This window comes from Alicycliphilus denitrificans K601 (assembly GCF_000204645.1).
Taxonomy (GTDB): Bacteria; Pseudomonadota; Gammaproteobacteria; order Burkholderiales; family Burkholderiaceae_C; genus Alicycliphilus; species Alicycliphilus denitrificans.
The window spans coordinates 1,388,274-1,406,926 of sequence record NC_015422.1; the positions used below are offsets into that span (position 1 = coordinate 1,388,274).

The window sequence follows — 18,653 nt, forward strand, 5'->3', positions numbered from 1 at the left end:
CCAGGCGTTGCCGACGAGAGCCGCCCCCAGGGGCGGCTCTTGTTTTTTGTCCGCCTCCTTTTGCACGGGGATCCCACCGCCTGTGCACCCGTTATCCACAGAGTTGTGCAATGACGGGCATCCCCGCGGCCGCTAGCATTCCACGCTTGCCCTCTCTCGAAAGCCATTCCCCCATGTCTGCCGTTCTGCCCGATCTGATCGACGGCTATGCCGCCGCGCCGCCGGACCGCGAGGTCGCCCAGCTGCGCGTGCCGCCGCATTCCATCGAGGCCGAGTCTAGCGTGCTTGGCGGCTTGCTGTTGGACAACATGGCCTGGGACCGCGTGGGCGACCTGCTGGTGGACGGCGACTTCTACCGCCACGAGCACCAGCAGATCTATTCGGCCATTGGCGCGCTGATCAACGCCAGCAAGCCCGCCGACGTGATCACGGTGTACGAGCACCTGCAGGGCCTGGGCAAGGCCGAGGAAACCGGCGGCCTGGCCTACCTCAACAGCCTGGCGCAGTACGTGCCCAGCGCCAGCAACATCCGCCGCTACGCCGAGATCGTGCGCGAGCGCGCCATCCTGCGAAAGCTCGTCACGGCCAGCGACGAGATCGCCACCAACGCATTCAACCCCCAGGGCAGGCCGGTCGAGCGCATCCTCGACGAGGCCGAGCAGAAGATCTTCGCCATCGGCGAAGAGGGCTCGCGCATGAAGCAGGGCTTCCAGTCGCTCGACTCGCTGGTGATCGACCTGCTCGACCGCGTGCAGGAGATGGCCGACAACCCCATGGACGTGACCGGCGTGCCCACGGGCTTCATGGACCTGGACCGCATGACCAGCGGCCTGCAGGCGGGCGACCTCGTGGTGCTGGCCGCGCGCCCGTCGATGGGCAAGACCTCGTTCGCGGTGAACATCGCCGAGCATGTTGCGCTCAACGAGGGCCTGCCCGTGGCCATCTTCTCGATGGAAATGGGCGCGGCGCAGCTCGCGGTGCGTATCGTGGGCTCGATCGGCCGCGTGAACCAGGGCAACCTGCGCACCGGCAAGCTCTCCGACGAGGAGTGGCCGCGCCTGACCGAGGCCATCGAGCGCCTGCGCACCGTGAGCCTGCACATCGACGAGACGCCCGGCCTCACGCCGTCCGAGCTGCGCGCCAACGCGCGGCGCCTGGCGCGCCAGTGCGGCAAGCTGGGGCTGATCGTGGTGGACTACCTGCAGCTCATGAGCGGCTCGGGCTCCAGCAGCTCCGACAACCGCGCGACCGAGCTCGGCGAGATCTCGCGGGGCCTGAAGATGCTGGCCAAGGAACTGCAATGCCCGGTGATCGCGCTCTCGCAGCTCAACCGCTCGGTGGAGCAGCGCACCGACAAGCGCCCCATGATGAGCGACCTGCGCGAATCGGGCGCCATCGAGCAGGACGCGGACATCATCATGTTCATCTACCGCGACGACTACTACAACAAGGACAGCAAGGAGCCCAACATCGCCGAGGTCATCATCGGCAAGCAGCGCAACGGCCCCACGGGCACGGTGAAGCTGTTCTTCCAGAAGAACCAGACGCGCTTCGAGAACCTGGCCATGGGCGCGGGCGACGATTACTGATTCTTCGGATTTGATAGCTCCCAGCGCTTGCTGCATAAGCGTTAGAGGCTATTTTTGATGGAGGTGTGCAATGACGGACTCCCACACATGCCTGCAGCAGGTCCTGCAGGCACTGGACCTGGATCTGCGGGCCCATGAGGGCACAGACCTGACCATCCGCGCGCCGCGCGACGGCGTGGTGCTGGCCAGCTTGGCGTCGCACACCCCGGAGCAGGCGCAAGCCGTGGTTGAATGCGCCCACCGCGCCTATCTGGATTGGCGAAGCGTGCCCGCACCGGTGCGCGGTGAACTGGTGCGCCGCCTGGGCGGGCTGCTGCGCCGGCACAAGGCGGCCTTGGGCGAGCTGGTGTCGCTGGAGGCGGGCAAGATCGCCTCCGAAGGGCAGGGCGAGGTGCAGGAGATGATCGACATCTGCGACTTTGCCGTCGGCCTGTCGCGCCAGCTCCATGGCCTGACGATCGCCAGCGAACGGCCCGGCCATCGCATGATGGAAACTTGGCACCCCATGGGCGTGGTCGGCATCATCTCGGCCTTCAACTTCCCGGTGGCGGTGTGGTCGTGGAACGCCGCGCTGGCCCTGGTCTGTGGCAACGCCATCGTCTGGAAGCCGTCGGAGAAGACGCCGCTCGCGGCGATCGCCTGCCAGCACCTGCTGCAGCGGGCCATCGCGGAGTTCGAGCAGGAAAGGCCGGGCACCGTGCCCGAGGGCCTGAGCCAGCTGCTGATCGGTGGGCGCGACGTGGGCGCGGTGCTCGCGGCCAGCACGCGGGTGGCGGTGCTCAGCGCCACCGGCTCGGTGCGCATGGGCCGGCAGGTGGCCGTGAAGGTGGCCGAGCGCCTGGGCCGCGCCATCCTGGAGCTGGGCGGCAACAATGCCATGATCGTCACGCCCACGGCCGACCTGGAGCTGGCCGCGCGCGCCATCACCTTCGCGGCGGTGGGCACGGCGGGCCAGCGCTGCACCACGCTGCGGCGCCTGATCGTGCACGCATCGGTGGCCGATGCGCTGCTCGCGCGGCTGGAGCGGATCTACCGGAGCATCGCGGTCGGCGACCCGCTGCAGGCGGGCACGCTGGTCGGGCCGCTGATCGACCGCGCGGCGTTCGACGCCATGCAGCGGGCGCTGGAGCAGGCCCGCGCCGAGGGCGGGCAGGTGCTGGGCGGCGAGCGCGTGCGCGAGGACCTCGGCGCGCACGCATGGTACGTGCGCCCGGCGCTGGTGCACATGCCGCGGCAGTCCGCGGTGATGGAGCGGGAGACCTTCGCGCCCATCCTCTACGTGGTGCGCTACGGCGGCGGTACCGATGAGGCGATCGCGCTGCAGAACGCGGTGCCGCAGGGCCTGTCGTCGGCCATCTTCACCGCCAGCCTTGGCGACGCCGAGCGCTTCATGTCGGCCGCGGGCAGCGACTGCGGCATCGCCAACGTGAACATCGGCACCTCGGGCGCCGAGATCGGGGGCGCCTTCGGCGGCGAGAAGGAGACCGGCGGCGGGCGCGAATCCGGCTCGGATGCCTGGAAGGGCTACATGCGCCGCGCCACCAACACCATCAACTACAGCGGCGCGCTGCCGCTTGCGCAGGGCGTGCGTTTCGACGTTTGAGGCTGAAACCGGGTTCTAGTGCCAGAACCCTGTTCTATCGCCCGCAGATCAAGCGCTGCAAGCTATCGTTATCAGAGCACCTCGCTGGCGAAGTCCGCCAGGCGCGAGCGTTCGCCGCGCGCGAGCAGGATGTGGCCGCTGTGGGGCCAGCCCTTGAAGCGGTCCACGGCGTAGGTCAGGCCGGAGCTGCCCTCGGTCAGGTAGGGCGTGTCGATCTGGGCTAGGTTGCCCATGCAGATGATCTTGGTGCCCGGGCCGGCGCGCGTGATCAGCGTCTTCATCTGCTTCGGGGTCAGGTTCTGCGCCTCGTCGATGATCACATACTTGTTCAGGAAGGTGCGCCCGCGCATGAAGTTCATGCTCTTGATCTTGATGCGGCTGCGGATCAGCTCGTTGGTGGCGGCTCGCCCCCATTCGCCGGCGTTGCCGCCGTCGCCCTTGGCCAGGAATTCGAGGTTGTCGTCGAGCGCGCCCATCCAGGGGCCCATCTTCTCCTCTTCGGTGCCTGGCAGGAAACCGATGTCCTCGCCCACGCTCACCGTGGCGCGGGTCATGATGATCTCGGTGTAGCGGCGCTCGTCCAGCACCTGGGTCAGGCCCGAGGCCAGCGCCATCAGCGTTTTGCCCGTGCCCGCCGTGCCGGTCAGCGTGACGAAGTCCACGTCGGGGTCCATGAGCAGGTTCATGGCGAAGTTCTGCTCGCGGTTGCGCGTGTTCACGCCCCAGACGGCGTTCTTGGCCGAGCCGTAGTCCTTGAGCGTCTCCAGCACAGCCGTCTTGTCGCGGATCTCGGTCACGCGCGCGTACAGGCTGGGCTCGCCCGGCGCCTCGAAGTACACGAACTGGTTGATCATGAGCTGCGACACCACCGGGCCGCCGATGCGGTAGTACATGTGCGCGCCGCTCTGCCAGCTCTCTACGTTCCGGCCGGCCTTGGTCCAGAAGTCCGGGGGCAGGGCTAGGCTGCCGGTGTACAGCAGGTCGCCGTCCTCCAGGGCCTTGTCGTTCTGGTAGTCCTCGGCGACCAGGCCCAGGGCGCGGGCCTTCACGCGCATGTTGATGTCCTTGGACACCAGCACCACCTCGCGCGGCGCGTGCAGCTTGCGCAGGGCCTCCACTACGCCCAGGATCTGGTTGTCCGCCTTGCCCTGGGGCAGGCTGGAGGGCAACTGGTAGGACAGCGGCGCCGTCTGGAAGAACAGGCTGCCCGTGGCGGCGCGCTGGCCCGTGGCATCGAGCCTGAGGCCGTGCGCCATGTCGTCGGCGCCATGGGCCGCGGCCAGCGCATCCAGCGTGCGGCTGGCCTGGCGGCCGTTGCGGGCGACTTCGGTCATGCCCTTCTTGTGGGCGTCGAGCTCCTCCAGCACGATCATCGGCAGGAAGATGTCGTGCTCCTCGAAGCGGAACAGGCTCGTCGGGTCGTGCAGCAGCACGTTCGTGTCGAGCACGAACATCTTCTTCGGGCCCGTGGCGCGGCGCTTGCGCGGGGCGACGGCCGCCGCGGTGCGGATGGGAGTGACGTTGCTCGCCCCGGCAGGGGCCGCGTCATGCGCGGGCCTGTCCTGCGCCGGCTGGCCGCGGGCCTGCGTGGCTGCTGCGGCCTTGGCGGGCAGGCCGGGCACCTCGGCCGCCTTGGCGGCAGCGGGCGCGGCGGTCGTCACGCCGCCGGCCCTGGCCTTGGCGCGCTTGCGCGGCGGGGGCGCCGTCTCGGCTGCGGCGGATTCTTGCGCTTCCTCCTGGGGGGCCGTCAGGAGGTACGCCTCGGGCTTGAGTAGGGCGGCGCGCTTGGTCGGGGCGGGGGGCAGGGGCATGGTGCGAAAGGTCTCGCTGGAGGAGGGAGGTTCAAAAAGCACAAAGCCGCCTGGAGACCGAGGCGGCTTTGGTTGGAGAGGAGTGCGTTGCGTTTTTCAGCAGCATCGGCCCATTATGCATGCTCCATGCGGCGGCACGGAGCGGGGCAGTGGCGTTCAGGCAGCCTTCTTGACGGGGGCCTTGATGGTCTTGACGGCCTTAAGCACCTCGTCCACGTGGCCCGGCACCTTCAGTCCGCGCCACTCCTGCACCAGAATGCCTTCGGGGTTGACGAGGAAGGTGCTGCGCTCGATGCCCTTGACCTTCTTGCCGTACATGATCTTGTTCTTGACCACGCCGAACATGTGGCACATCTTCTCTTCGGTGTCGGCGATGAGCTCGAAGGGCAGCTCCAGCTTTTCCTTGAAGTCGTCGTGAGACTTCATGTTGTCGCGCGACACGCCGAAAACCACGGCGCCGGCCTTCTCGAAGTCCTTGAACTTGTCACGGAACTGCATGGCCTCGGTGGTGCAGCCCGGAGTGTTGTCCTTCGGGTAGAAGTACAGGATCAGAATTTGGCCCTGGTGCGAAACGTTGGAGACCTTGATTCCTCCGGTCGCGTTGGCTTCAAATTCGGGAAGGGGCTTGTTGACAACGATCGCCATGGCACTTCTATCTCTCAGGAATTAGTCGATGAAAAGCCGGGGGAGTAGGTAGGTGGACTCTTGGCAGGTGCCCCCGACCGCAACAGGCTATTTTACCTTGAATCATCTGTACTCGCACCGCATGGCCATTCCCACCGCGGGCTTGCGGCGCGCGGCGGCCCTGCGGGGCGGGCGGGACTACATGCCGAGGGACTTGAGCAGCGCCTGAGTGTCGTCGTCCGTCGCGGAAGGGGCGGGTGCCGCTGCGGCTGGTGCTGCCGCTGCCTCGGCCATCAGGGCATCGGGGTCGGGCGCGTCCTGGGGTTCGAAGTCGCAGAGTTTGACGAACTGCGTGCGGTCGATCGCCAGTTCGAGGTAGAAGATGTTGTTGCTGGCGGTGTAGAAGGAAACCCGGCGCGCCTCGGGCTGGTCCAGGTTGGCGTCCACGCTCAGCACCACCTGCTGGTTGATCACGAGCATCTTGGGCTGGTTCTGCGTGATGTGGGTCTGCAGCTCGCGCCGCACCTTGCCGGTGAAGTCGCCTACCACCTGGTTCATGAGCTCGCCCATGACGTTGCCGACCTCGTCGGCCGTGAAGGAGCCCGCCAGATCGCTCTCGGACATGCCCATGCTCAGCATGTAGCGCTCATAGATTTCCATGGCTGCGGCGGCCGAGAAATTGATGATGACCAGGCCCGAGAAGCCGCCGTCGAACAGCACGAAGCAGCCGATGTCGGGCTTGAGGCAGGTCTTCGTGATGCGCTGGACCATGCCGGAGTAATGCACCGGCCCCTGCGTGGCGATCGACAGTACGCGCGTCACGGAGTTGCACAGGGAGATCAGCACGTCTTCGGTACCGTAGACGACAGGGGTGTTCGAAGGGGTCATGGAGCTGCTGAAAAAGGAGCGGACGGACGGTGCCGCGAAAGGCCGATCATGGCACGACAGCCGGGCGAGGGCGAAGGGGCGAGGCCCGGCGACGTGAAATATTCATATTCGTGCGTTCATAAACTTTGAATAAAAACGTCAAACCGGTTGAAACTTCACGCATGCTGCCGACTCTAGACTGCAGGAATCACGGATACCCCTCTTGTCATCCCGGCGGCTCTGTGCGCTGGGAGTGGCTTTTTTAACACCTGCACTTCATGAGTTCTGTCATCACGCGACCTGCCGCACGCTACGGCGCCACCGCCATTGCGCTGCACTGGGTGCTGGGGCTGGCCATTGTTGCCATGCTCTGCATGGGCTGGTACATGGCGGGCCTGCCGTTCTCGCCGCAGCGGCTGAAGCTCTACAACTGGCACAAATGGGCCGGCGTGGCCATCCTGGCCCTGTCCGTGCTGCGCCTTGTGGCGCGCCTCATCCGGCGGCCGCCGCCGCTGCCTGCCGACGTCCAGTCCTCCATGCCGCGCTGGCAACGGCTAGCGCACCATGGCGTGCACCATCTGCTGTACGCGCTGTTCTTCATCGTGCCGCTGGTGGGCTGGGCCTACAGCTCGGCGGCGGGGTTCCCCATCGTGTTCCTGGGCCTGGTTCCGCTGCCCGACTTCGTGTCCCCCAGCCCCGCGCTGGCCGATGCCCTCAAGCCCTGGCATGCGCTGACGGCCTATGCGCTGGCCGCCCTGGTGGCGCTGCACGTGGCGGCGGTGGTCAAGCATCAATTCATCGACCGCGACGGCCTGATGGCCCGCATGCTGCCCGGCTGGGGCCGGTGCGCAGCGGAGCGCGCATGACCTGTTTTCGCCATTACAGAACGGAGCATTCCACCGTGACAGTATCGACCTTGACCCGACGCGCCGGCCTGGTGCTGGCCACTGCCGCCGCCCTTGCGGGCGGCCCCGCCCTTGCGCAGCAGCGGCTCGTGTCCGAGCAGAGCGAGATCGCCTTCGTGAGCAAGCAGATGGGCGTGCCCGTGGAGGGGAAGTTCAAGAAGTTCGACGCCCAGGTGGCGTTCGACCCGGCCAAGCTGGCCACGAGCAAGGTGGCGTTCACGGTGGATACCGGCAGCGCCACGCTGGGCGTGCGCGAGACCGACGCCGAACTGCCCAAGGCCGTGTGGTTCAACGTGCCCAAGTTCCCGCAGGCCACCTTCCAGTCCAGCGCCATCAAGGCCGTGGGCGCGGGCAAGTACGAGGTGGCGGGCAAGCTCAGCATCAAGGGTGCGTCGCAGGACGTGGTGGTGCCCGTCACGCTCACGCAAAGCGGAGCCACGACGACCGCCGCCGGCAGCTTCGTCATCAAGCGGCTGGCCTTCAAGATCGGCGAGAACGAATGGGCTGACACGTCCATGGTGGCCGACGACGTGCAGGTCAAGTTCAAGTTGGCCTTTGCCGGCGTGCCCAAGCTCTGACCACGCCCCCTTTACCCATCACCCTTTTCATCAGCCCTCACGGAGTACAAGCCCATGCGTTCGACCCTTCTGGCCCTTGCCGCAGCCGCAGCCCTGTCCGCAGGCGCCGTGCACGCCGAGCCTGCAACCTATGCAGTGGATCCCACGCACACCTTCGCCACGTTTGAAATCAGCCACTTTGGCGCCAGCGTGAACCGCGGCCGTTTCGACAAGAAGGAAGGCGTGGTGCAGTTCGACAAGGCGGGCAAGGCCGGCAAGGTGGAGCTCACGCTGCAGATCGACTCCCTCACCACGGGTACGCTGCCGTTCGATAAGCACCTGAAGAGCGCGGAGATCTTCGACGTTGCGCAGTTCCCCACCGCGCGTTTCGTTGGTGACAAGTTCACGTTCGAGGGCGACAAGGTGACGGCCGTGTCCGGCAACCTGACCATCAAGGGCAAGACCCAGCCCGTGACTTTCAAGGCCAACCAGTTCGCCTGCTACGACAGCCCTATGCTCAAGCGCGAGGTGTGCGGCGGCGACTTCGAGGCGACCATCGACCGCACCGCCTTCGGCGTGGACTATGGCGTGCAGTACGGCTTCCCGAAGAACGTGCGCATAGTGGCGCAGATCGAGGCCATCAAGCAGTAATTTCCGCGCGGCCTGGACGCACGGAAGGGCCGGCGCCTGATGTGGCGCCGGCCCTTCGTGCTTTTGCGGTTACTGCCGGCGCGTGGCGCTGCTCACCACGGCCAGGGCCGTCATGTTCAGCACGCGGCGCACGGTGGATGCGGGCGTGAGGATGTAGGCCGTGGCGGCGGTGCCCATGAGGATGGGGCCCACGGTCACGCCGCCGCTGGTCGTGGTCTTGAGCACGTTGTAGAGGATGTTGGCCGAGTCGAGGTTCGGGCAGATCAGCAGGTTGGCCGCGCCGGTGAGCGTGGAGTCCTGCAGATAGTTGGCGCGGATCCGGGGCTCCAGGGCCGCGTCGCCGTGCAGCTCGCCGTCGCATTCGATGTCGGGGTGGCGCGCCACGAACAGGTCGCGCGCGGCGCGCATCTTGCGGGCCGAGCTGCGCTTGGACGAGCCGAAGCTCGAGTGCGACAGGAACGCCACCTTGGGCGGCAGGCCGAAGCGCTGCACCTCCTGCACGGCGGCCCAGGCGATGTCGGCAAGCTCTTCGGCCGTCGGGTCTTCGTTGACGTAGGTGTCGGCGATGAACAACGTGCCGTTGTGGGGGGTCATCACGGCGTTCAGGGCGGCGTACTGTTTCGCATCCGCGGCGTGGCCCAGGATGTTGTGGATGCGCTCCAGGTGCGTCTCGTACGTTCCCACCAGGCCGCAGATCATCGCGTCCGCGTCGCCGAGCCGGACCATGAGCGCGGCGATGATGGTGTTGGACCGGCGCACGGCGGCCTTGGCCATCTCGGGCGTGGCGCCGTTGCGTTTCATGAGCTGGTGGTAGGCCTCCCAGTACTGGCGGAAGCGCGGATCGTCCGAGGGGTCGCAGATCTCCACGTCCTTGCCCGGCTGCATGCGCAGGCCGGCCTTGGCGATGCGCGCTGCGATCACGGCGGGGCGGCCGATGAGGATGGGGCGCGCGATGCGGTCGTCGATGGCGATCTGCGCCGCGCGCAGCGCGCGCTCGTCCTCGCCGTCGGCGTAGGCCACGCGCTTGTGCGCATCGGGCTGGGCCTTGGCCGCGTTGATGACGGGGCGCATCAGCATGCCGGTCTGGTACACGAAGCGCGTCAGGCTGTTCCTGTAGACCTCCAGGTCGGCGACCGGGCGCGTGGCGACGCCCGATTCCGCCGCCGCCTGCGCCACCGCCGGTGCGATCTTGAGGATCAGGCGGGAGTCGAACGGAGTGGGGATCAGGTAGTCGGGGCCGAAGGCGAGTTCCTTGCCGGCGTAGGCGGCGGCCACTTCCTCGCTGATGTTCTCCTTGGCGAGCGCGGCGATCTGGCGCACGCAGGCGAGCTTCATGGCCTCGGTGATCTTGGTGGCCCCGCAGTCCAGCGCGCCGCGGAAGATGTAGGGGAAGCACAGGACGTTGTTCACCTGGTTGGGATAGTCCGAGCGGCCCGTGGCGATGATGCAGTCCGGGCGCACGGCCTTGGCGAGCTCGGGGCGGATCTCGGGCTCGGGGTTGGCCAGCGCCAGGATGATGGGCTTGTCCGCCATGGTCTTGACCATCTCGGCCGTGAGCACGCCGGGGGCCGAGCAGCCCAGGAATACGTCGGCCCCATGGACCACGTCGGCCAGCGTGCGCGCATCGGTCTTCTGCGCGTAGCGGGCCTTGGATTCGTCCATGCCGCCGGGGCGGCCCTCGTAGATCACGCCCTTGGAGTCCACCATGAAGATGTGCTCGCGCTTCACGCCCAGGCCGACCATCACGTCCACACAGGCGATGGCCGCGGCGCCGGCGCCGGAGACGGCCACCTTCACCTTGTCGATCTGCTTGCCCACGAGCTCCAGGCCGTTGAGCAGCGCGGCGCTCGAAATGATGGCCGTGCCGTGCTGATCGTCGTGGAACACCGGGATGTTCATGCGCTTGGACAATTCGCGCTCGATGTAGAAGCACTCGGGCGCCTTGATGTCCTCAAGGTTGATGCCGCCCAGCGTGGGTTCGAGCGACGCGACGATCTCGATGATCTTGTCGGGGTCGCGCGCGTCCAGCTCGATGTCGAACACGTCCACGCCCGCGAACTTCTTGAACAGGCACCCCTTGCCCTCCATCACCGGCTTGCCCGCGAGCGGCCCGATGTCGCCCAGGCCCAGCACCGCCGTGCCGTTGGTGATCACGCCCACCAGGTTGCCGCGCGAGGTGTAGTCGAATGCCTTGGTGGGGTCGGCCTGGATGTCCAGGCAGGGATAGGCCACGCCGGGCGAGTAGGCGAGGGACAGGTCGCGCTGGTTGGAGAGCGGCTTGGTCGGGGCGACCGAGACCTTGCCCTTGGTGGGGCTGCGGTGGTATTCGAGTGCGGCTTCGCGCAGGGCTTGTTCGGCGGCAGACAGGGGCGAGGTCATGACGGGATTCCAACAGAGAGAGATATACAGGGCTTACAGGCAACTGACGCCTAGCATCATAGTGGTGGCGCAACGCAAAAAAGCCCGAACCTGCATGCGTGCGCGGGTTCGGGCGAGGGCTTCTCAGCGGCCGGGCATCAATGCGCTTCCGCCTGGCGAGCCGCCTCCACGGCGGCTGAGGTGTCGCCGTTGGCGCCGTTGAAGAACACGTTGAGCAGCACGGCGGCGATCGAGGACAGCAGGATGCCCGATTCGATCAGCGGGTGGATGGCATGCGGCATCCACTGGCGGAACTGCGGCGCCACCAGCGGGATCATGCCGACGCCGATGGAGACGGCGACGATCATCGCGTTGGAGCGGTTGGTCTTGAAGTCCACCGCGCTCAGGATGCGGATGCCCGTGGCGGCCACCATGCCGAACATCACCAGGCCCGCGCCGCCCAGCACCACGGTGGGCAGCGACTCGACCAGCGCGCCCATCTTGGGCAGCACGCCCAGCACGATCAGGATCACGCCGCCGGCCACGCAGACGAAGCGGCTCTTGACGCCCGTGACGGCCACCAGGCCCACGTTCTGCGAGAAGCTGGTGTAGGGGAAGGTGTTGAAGATGCCGCCGATGAGCGTGCCCAGGCCGTCGGTGCGCAGGCCGCGCTTGAGGTCTTCCGGGCTGATGTGGCGGTCGGTCATCTCGCCGAGCGCCAGGAACATGCCGGTCGATTCGATCATCACCACGATCATCACCAGCGTCATCGTCAGGATCAGGATGGGGTCGAAGATCGGCGTGGCGATCTCCATCGGCAGCACGATGTCGAGCCAGGGTGCTTTGCCCACCTTCTCGAAGGTCATCAGGCCCATGGCCGCGGCCACGACGGCGCCGATGACGATGCCCAGCAGCACCGAGATGTTGGCGATGAAGCCCTTGGCGAAGCGGGCGATCAGCAGGATGGACACCAGCACCAGGGCCGAGATGCCCACGCCCGAAAGATCGGCGTACTTGGGGTTGGGCACCGTGGGCATGAGCTTCAGGCCGTGGGGCACGGGCGGCAGCGAGCTGCCCGGCGCGCCGGCCATGGCCTGTGCCTCGCTGAGCCACTTGGTGTACTCGGGGTTGACGACGCTCGGCGCCGTCGGCCCCACGGGGTTGCCGAAGATCCAGTTGATGCCCACGCGCATCAGGCTGATGCCGATCACCGCGATGATGGTGCCCGTGACCACCGGCGGGAAGAAGCGCAGCATGCGGCTGACCAGCGGCGCTATCAGGATCGATATCACGCCCGCGCCTATCACCGCGCCGAAGATCAGCCCCGCCCCCGCCTGGCCCGAGGTGGCCTGCGCCATCGACACCATGGGCGCGACGGCGGCGAAGGTCACGCCCATCATCACCGGCAGCCTGATGCCGAACCACTGCGTGGCGCCCAGCGCCTGGATCAGCGTGACCAGGCCGCAGCAGAACAGGTCGGCCGAGATCAGCTTGGTGACCTGGTCGGGCGTGAGGTTGAGCGCACGGCCGACGATCAGCGGCACCGCCACGGCGCCGGCGTACATCACCAGCACGTGCTGCAGTCCCAGGGCGGTCAGCCGCCCCATGGGCAGCATTTCATCGACAGGGTGGACGTTCGTGGACATGGGTCTTCCTCGGGTCATGTTTCTGCGCGACCGGCAGGCCGCCACCGCAGCGGCCCGAACCAGTGCACAGCAAGTGCTTGCACACCGTAATCCATACAAAAAGTGTATACAAACAAACCGTGCCACAACCATAGGGGTGATCCCTGGTTGCCGGGCGGAAGACTCCGTGCGGCTGTCCTGGTCCTGGGACGAGGCGTGCCCCATAGTCCGCCTCCTTAGATGTAATAAAAATTAACTTTCGCCATTTAAATTTTCATTTATATAATTAATTTCGCAATTTATTACAATAAAAAAGCCTTTATGCCGTTTCCCGAATCACAGTCGTTGCACGCCTGTATGCCGGGTTTGGATTGATCCTGGCGCTGCTGGTCGTTGTCACCGGCATCGCGATGGTCAAGGTCGAGCGCATCAACGGCGCGTTGCGCGCCAACAGCGAAGAACACGTGCAGGTGCAGCGCTACGCCATCAACTTCCGAGGCTCGGCGCATGACCGCTCCATTGCCGTGCGCGACGTGGTGCTCGGCAGCACGAGCGCCGAGCGGCAAAAGGAGATCGCCACCATCGAATCCCTGGCCGCCTTCTACGCGGCATCCGCCGGTCCGCTGGAAAAGTTCGTCGCGCGGCCGGGTGCCGAGCCCGAGATGGCCCGGCTGTACGCCGACATCCGCGACATCGAGGCCCAGGCCGTCGCCACCACCCGCGCCATCGTCGCCCAGGCCGAGGCAGGCGATGCCGCCGCGCGCGAGACGCTGTGGCAGCAGGCCAAGCCCCAGTACGTGCAGTGGCTCGCGGCGATCAACCGGCTCATCGACTTCGAGGAGGCCCGCATCCAGGCCGAGAACCGCACCGCGCTGGAGCAGGCGGGCAGCTTCCTGACCGTGCAGGCCAGCCTGGCCGCGGTGGTCGGCAAGGTGCGCCAGGCGTCCAACGCCGTGATCACGGGCTCGCAGGAAATCGCGGGCGGCAATGCCGGGCTGCTGCAGCGCACCGAGGAACAGGCCTCCAACCTGCAGCAGGCGGCGGCGTCGATGGAGCAGATGACCGCCTCGGTCAAGAACAACGCCGACTCAGCGCGCCAGGCCACGCAGCTGGCCGCTTCCGCCAGCGAGGCCGCGCACGAGGGCGGCGCCGTGGTCGGCCAGGTGGTGAGCACGATGCACGAGATCACCGCCAGCTCGAACAGGATCGTGGACATCATCGGCGTGATCGACGGCATCGCGTTCCAGACCAACATCCTGGCGCTCAACGCGGCCGTGGAGGCCGCGCGCGCCGGCGAGCAGGGCCGGGGCTTCGCCGTCGTAGCCGGCGAGGTGCGCAGCCTGGCGCAGCGCAGTGCCGAGGCGGCCCGGGAAATCAAGGCGTTGATCGGCAGCAGCGTCTCCAAGGTAGAGGAGGGCTCGCGCTTGGTGGGCGACGCAGGCGCCACCATGACCGACATCGTGACCCAGGCGCAGCACGTCGCCGAGTTGATCGCGCAGATCAGCAACGCCACGGTCGAGCAGACCGAGGGCATCGCGCAGGTGGGCGGCGTCGTCACCCATCTGGACCGCGCCACGCAGCAGAACGCGGCCCTAGTCGAGCAAAGCGCCGCGGCGGCCGATGCCCTGCAGCAGCAGGCCGTGAGCGTCTTCAAGCTGGGCAGCGATGCGGTGGCGCAAGCGCAGGTGCAGCCCGCCGCGCAGCCACGGCCCGCAGTGGCCAGGCCCTTGCCCGCGGCCGTCAAGGCGCAGGCCCGCCCCCTGGCGCCGCGCGCCACACCGGCCAGGCTGCCCGAACCGGGCCGCGGCGGGCAGGAGACCAGCGATGCCGAATGGGAGTCCTTCTGACGCCAGACGGCGGCAGGCGGCCACCGGCGTGCTGGCCATCGCCATGCCCGGCCCGGCGCGCCTGGAGGCCATCTTCGGCGAGCGGGCGGCGCGGCAGGCGCTGCGGGAACTGGGCAGTGCAGCCGACGCGCTGATCCGCCGCCTGCTGGCCCAGCACGAGATCCTGGAGCGCCACCGGCAGGATGCGGTCGGGCGCTGGTCGGTGCTGTTCCGCCTGCGCCGCGGCGTGCTGGCGCGCGACCTGCAGGAAACCTGTGGCGTCATCGAGGCCGCGGGTCGCGGCCTGGCGCAGCCGCAGCCACTGCCGGCGCAAGTTTTGGGCGCGGGCACGGGAATGCGCATGCCTCTCGGGCTGTTGGCGCGTCCGCTGGCCGCGGATGCATGGGCCGCGCAGGGCGGGCAGTGTTCGCCCGACTGGCTGCAGCCGGACTTGCGCGCCCCGCCCGGCGGCGCCCTGGAGGACGGAGCCGCCGAAGCCGTCGCGGCCATCCTCGCAGAACGTGCGCACGCTGCTGCAGTCCGTCGTGCGCATGCGCGACCGCGCCGTCGTCGGCTACGAAGCGCTTTCCCGGGGCCCGCAAGGCAGCGCGCTGGAGCAGTCGGACCGGCTCTTCGCCGCCGCCGGCGCCTGCGGCCGCACGGTGGACATGGAGCTGCATTGCCTGGCCCTCAACCTGGGGCCGTAGGCCCTGGCCTGTGCCATGCAGCGGCTGCCGCTGCAGGGGCGCCGGGACGTGCTGTTCGAACTGACCGAGCACCTGCCGCTGGACGGGGTCATGGAGCTCTCGGCCGCGGTGGCCGGCCTGCGCACGCAGGGCTTTGGCCTGGCCCTGGACGACACGGGCTGCGGCTTCGCCGATCTCGATACGGCGCGCGTGCTGCGGCCCGACATCGCCAAGCTGTGCATCACCGTGGTGCGCCATGCGGGCCTGGGGACCCTGCTCGACGCGGACATCGCCGGCTCCGTCGCGCAGCTGCACCAGCTGGGCTGCCGCGTGCTGGCCGAGGGCGTGGAAACGCAGGCGCAGCACGACGCGCTGTGCGCCTGCGGCGTCGAGCTGGCGCAGGGCTGGCTGTATGGCCGCCCCGCGGCGGCGGACGACGTGCTCCCGCCGGTTTTGGCGTGAAAAAGGCCGCTAGGCCTTGTGTGGAAATCGCTGGCAGCTCTGTTTTAAGTAGCGGGATGCGTTAGGCCAGCAGGTCGTGCAGCGTGCGCGCCACCACCTTGGTGGCGCGGCGCAGGTCTTCGAGCACGATGCGCTCGTCGGCACGCTTGGCGTGCGATTCGAGCACGGTGCGCGGGCCTGCGCCGTAGATCACGCCCGGGATGCCGCGTTCCACGTACAGGCGCACGTCGGTGTACAGCGGCGTGCCGACGGCCGGGGGCCTGGCGCCGAACACGGCCTCGCCATGCTGCTGGATTGCATCGACCAGGGGCTTGTTGCCCGCCAGCGGCGTCATGGCGTTGGCCAGCAGCAGGCGCCTGATGTCTACGCGCACGGCGTCGCCGCCCTGGTAGCCGCGCTCGGCGTTGAACCGCTCCACGGCCTGGGCGATTACGGCGCGGATGCCGGCCTCGACCTCGGCGGGGTTTTCCTCGGGGATCATGCGGCGGTCGAGCTTGAGCACCACCTTGCCGGGGATGACGTTGGTGTTGGTGCCGCCCTCGATGCGGCCGATGTTCAAGTAGGGGTGCTTGATGCCCGGCACCCTGGACGTGACCTGCAAGTACCGTGTGTTCTCGGCATACAGCGCGTTCATGATGGCGACCGCGCCTTGCAGCGCGTCCACGCCCGTGTGCGGCACGGCGGCGTGGGCCATCTTGCCGTGCACGGTGACTTCCATTTGCAGGCAGCCGTTGTGCGCCGTGACCACTTCGTAGGAGAAGCCGGCGGCGATCATCAGGTCGGGCTTCGTCAGCCCCTGCTCCAGCAGCCAGCCGGGGCCCAGGAGGCCGCCGAACTCCTCGTCGTAGGTGAAGTGCAGCTCGATGCTCCCCTTGGCGGGCCTTGCCACGGCCTCCAGCGCGCGCACCGCGAAGGTGAAGGTGGAGAAGTCGCTCTTGCTGACCGCGGTGGCGCGGCCGTACATGGCGCCATCGGCGATCTCGCCGCCGTAGGGGTCGTGCGTCCAGCCTTCGCCGGGGGGCACCACGTCGCCATGGGCATTGAGGGCCACGGTGCGCCCGCCCTGGCCGTAGGGGCGGCGCACGATGAGGTTGGTGATGCTCTGCATGCCGTAGGCCTTCACGTCGGCCTCGGGCACGGCGTGCTTCTCGGCGTCGAAGCCGTAGCCCTGGATCAGCTCGGCCGTGCGTTCGGCGTGCGGGGCGTTGTTGCCGGGCGGCGTGTCGGTGGGCACGCGCACCAGCGCCTGCAGGAATTGCACCTGCTCGTCGAAGTGCTGGTCGATCCAGGCGTCCAGGCGTTGGTAAATGCTCATGCTGTCTCCTGCGCGAGTTGGTTCAATACATGTGCGAATGCGTCCACGGCCAGCTGCATGTCGTCGGCGGTGGAGGATTCGAGCGGGTTGTGGCTGATGCCGCCGTTCAGGCCGCGCACGAACAGCATGGCCTGGGGCATGACCTCGTGCAGCTTCATGGCGTCGTGGCCTGCGCCGCTGGGCATGCGGTACAGCGGCACGCCCAGGGCCTGCACAGCGGCCTCCCAGCGCTGCTGCCATTCGGGCGCGCTGGGCGCGGCGGCGGCCTTCATGGACAGCTCGGCCTTGTACTGCAGGCCGCGGCGCTGGGCGATCTCTTCGAGCCTGGCGAGCACGTCGGCCACCATAGCGTCGCGCTGCGGGTCGGTGGGCGCGCGCATGTCCATGCTGAACTGGCAGCGGCCCGGCACCACGTTGATGGAGCCATTGGGCACCTGCAGCATGCCGATGGTGGCCACGCTGTCGCCATCCTGGGCCGCGCGCTGCTCCATGTACAGGGCCAGCTCGGCCACGCCCAAGGCGGCATCGCGGCGGCGGTCCATGGGCGTGGTGCCGGCATGGCTGGCCATGCCGGTCATCTCGCACACGTAGCGCACGCCGCCGTTGATGGAGGTGACGACGCCCAGCGGGATGTCCAGCTCGTTGAGCACCGGCCCCTGCTCGATGTGCACCTCGACGAAGCCCAGGTACTGCGCCGCGTCGCGCCGCAGCCTGGGGATGTCGGCGATGCACAGGCCCGCGTGCTCCATGGCCTCGCGCATGGTGATGCCGTCGGCATCCTTCTGGTCCAGCCATTCCTGTTTGAAGTCCCCGATCAGCGCGCCGGAGCCGAGGAACGTGGCCTTGTAGCGCTGGCCTTCCTCTTCCGCGAACGCGACGACCTCGATGCCGAAGGGCAGGCGCCTGTGCTGGCGGTGCAGCTCGCGCACGCAGGCCATGGGCACGAAGATGCCCAGGCGCCCGTCGTACTTGCCGCCGTTGCGCACGGTGTCGTAGTGGCTGCCGGTCATCAGGTACTTGCCGCTCTCCGCGGCCGGACGATAGCGGCCCACCACATTGCCCACGGCGTCGATCTCCACCTCGTCGAAGCCGCAGTCGCGCATCCAGTGGCTGATGCGCTGGGCGCAGGCGCGGTGCGCGTCGGTGAGGTAGGTGACGGTGAGCTGGCCCAGCTCGGCATAGCCCGGGTCGGTGTGCACGCTGAGCTTTTCCTGCCAGTCCCACACGTCGTTGCCCAGCACCGGCTCGTAGCCGAACTTGTCGTTCAGGCGGATCTCGGCGATGCGGTGGATGTTGCGCAGTGCCTCGGCGCGCTCGAAGTCGGGGTGGTTCGAGAGGCGCCGCGCGAAGGTGTCGATGATTTCCTTCTTCGTCAGCCCCGTGCCGCGCGGGCCGCGCACGGCCAGGATGAACGGGAAGCCGAAGCGCGCGTTGTAGTCCGCGTTGAGCTGCTGGATGCGCGCGAACTCCTCGGGCGTGCAGTCCGTCAGGCCCGCCTTGTTCTGCTCGTTGGTGGACTCGGCGGTCAGCGTCTTGCTGACCATGGCCTTGCCCGCCAGCTCCGGGTGGGCGCGGATCAGGCCGAGCTGCTGCTCCGGCGCCGCCTGGGCCAGCACCTGCACCAGGGCGTGCTTGATGTGCGCCATCGACCGGAAGGGGCGCTGGGCGAGCGCTGCCTCGGTGATCCAGGGCGAGTGCTCGTACAGGCCGTCCAGCAAGGCCGCGGCCTCGGCGGCGGGGGCGGCGTTCAGTTGTTCCAGGGTCAAGGTCATGG

General features: G+C 67.8%; 15 protein-coding genes. 8 read left to right on the forward strand and 7 right to left on the reverse strand.

Annotated elements, in window-relative coordinates; all coding sequences use genetic code 11:
• Positions 1-173 precede the first annotated feature (173 nt).
• Positions 174-1,589, forward strand: coding sequence for a replicative DNA helicase (gene dnaB / locus ALIDE2_RS06620; protein WP_041700731.1), 1,416 nt, complete (start codon positions 174-176; stop codon positions 1,587-1,589).
• Positions 1,590-1,659: 70 nt separating this feature from the next.
• Complete coding sequence (gene amaB / locus ALIDE2_RS06625; RefSeq protein WP_013519924.1) at positions 1,660-3,192, forward strand: L-piperidine-6-carboxylate dehydrogenase; 1,533 nt, start codon at positions 1,660-1,662, stop codon at positions 3,190-3,192.
• Between the two features lie 71 nt (positions 3,193-3,263).
• Here amaB and ALIDE2_RS06630 read toward each other — a convergent pair whose 3' ends face one another.
• From ALIDE2_RS06630 to ALIDE2_RS06640, 3 genes are all read right to left on the reverse strand, one after another.
• Positions 3,264-5,003, reverse strand: a complete 1,740-nt coding sequence (locus tag ALIDE2_RS06630; protein WP_013519923.1) for a PhoH family protein — start codon at positions 5,001-5,003, stop codon at positions 3,264-3,266.
• 156 nt (positions 5,004-5,159) lie between these two features.
• Entirely contained in the window at positions 5,160-5,648 is a 489-nt protein-coding gene (locus ALIDE2_RS06635; RefSeq protein ID WP_013519922.1) for a peroxiredoxin, read from the reverse strand.
• Positions 5,649-5,825: 177 nt separating this feature from the next.
• Positions 5,826-6,515 (reverse strand): DUF3334 family protein, encoded by a 690-nt coding sequence (locus ALIDE2_RS06640; RefSeq protein ID WP_013519921.1) that lies wholly within the window; start codon positions 6,513-6,515, stop codon positions 5,826-5,828.
• 257 nt (positions 6,516-6,772) lie between these two features.
• Between ALIDE2_RS06640 and ALIDE2_RS06645 the strand changes: the two genes are divergently transcribed.
• The 3 genes from ALIDE2_RS06645 to ALIDE2_RS06655 are packed head-to-tail and all read left to right on the forward strand — an operon-like array spanning position 6,773 to position 8,607.
• Entirely contained in the window at positions 6,773-7,360 is a 588-nt protein-coding gene (locus ALIDE2_RS06645) for a cytochrome b (RefSeq protein ID WP_013519920.1), read from the forward strand.
• Positions 7,357-7,977 (forward strand): YceI family protein, encoded by a 621-nt coding sequence (locus ALIDE2_RS06650; RefSeq protein WP_013519919.1) that lies wholly within the window; start codon positions 7,357-7,359, stop codon positions 7,975-7,977. The genes ALIDE2_RS06645 and ALIDE2_RS06650 overlap by 4 nt, the downstream gene beginning before the upstream one ends.
• Positions 7,978-8,031: 54 nt before the next feature.
• Positions 8,032-8,607, forward strand: coding sequence for a YceI family protein (locus ALIDE2_RS06655; RefSeq protein WP_013519918.1), 576 nt, complete (start codon positions 8,032-8,034; stop codon positions 8,605-8,607).
• A gap of 69 nt (positions 8,608-8,676) precedes the next feature.
• On the opposite strand, the gene ALIDE2_RS06660 is transcribed toward ALIDE2_RS06655, so the two are convergent.
• Both ALIDE2_RS06660 and ALIDE2_RS06665 read right to left on the reverse strand, forming a co-directional pair.
• Entirely contained in the window at positions 8,677-10,986 is a 2,310-nt protein-coding gene (locus tag ALIDE2_RS06660) for an NADP-dependent malic enzyme (RefSeq protein WP_013519917.1), read from the reverse strand.
• 137 nt (positions 10,987-11,123) lie between these two features.
• Positions 11,124-12,611 (reverse strand): nucleobase:cation symporter-2 family protein, encoded by a 1,488-nt coding sequence (locus ALIDE2_RS06665; protein WP_013519916.1) that lies wholly within the window; start codon positions 12,609-12,611, stop codon positions 11,124-11,126.
• A 350-nt stretch (positions 12,612-12,961) separates the two neighbouring features.
• Here ALIDE2_RS06665 and ALIDE2_RS06670 point away from each other — a divergent pair, with 350 nt between their 5' ends.
• The 3 genes from ALIDE2_RS06670 (at position 12,962) to ALIDE2_RS06680 (ending at position 15,564) form a co-directional block, all read left to right on the forward strand.
• Positions 12,962-14,437 carry a methyl-accepting chemotaxis protein gene (locus tag ALIDE2_RS06670; protein WP_013721654.1) on the forward strand — a complete coding sequence of 492 codons (1,476 nt, stop codon included), beginning with the start codon at positions 12,962-12,964 and terminating at the stop codon, positions 14,435-14,437.
• A 500-nt stretch (positions 14,438-14,937) separates the two neighbouring features.
• Positions 14,938-15,123: a hypothetical protein gene (locus tag ALIDE2_RS06675; protein ID WP_041700734.1), complete on the forward strand. Its 186-nt coding sequence runs from the start codon at positions 14,938-14,940 to the stop codon at positions 15,121-15,123.
• A 15-nt stretch (positions 15,124-15,138) separates the two neighbouring features.
• Entirely contained in the window at positions 15,139-15,564 is a 426-nt protein-coding gene (locus ALIDE2_RS06680; protein ID WP_049787096.1) for an EAL domain-containing protein, read from the forward strand.
• A gap of 61 nt (positions 15,565-15,625) precedes the next feature.
• Here ALIDE2_RS06680 and ALIDE2_RS06685 read toward each other — a convergent pair whose 3' ends face one another.
• Positions 15,626-16,879 carry a M20 family metallopeptidase gene (locus ALIDE2_RS06685; RefSeq protein WP_013519914.1) on the reverse strand — a complete coding sequence of 418 codons (1,254 nt, stop codon included), beginning with the start codon at positions 16,877-16,879 and terminating at the stop codon, positions 15,626-15,628.
• Positions 16,876-18,651 carry a 2-oxo-4-hydroxy-4-carboxy-5-ureidoimidazoline decarboxylase gene (gene uraD, locus ALIDE2_RS06690; protein WP_013519913.1) on the reverse strand — a complete coding sequence of 592 codons (1,776 nt, stop codon included), beginning with the start codon at positions 18,649-18,651 and terminating at the stop codon, positions 16,876-16,878. The genes ALIDE2_RS06685 and uraD overlap by 4 nt, the downstream gene beginning before the upstream one ends.
• Positions 18,652-18,653: the final 2 nt, after the last annotated feature.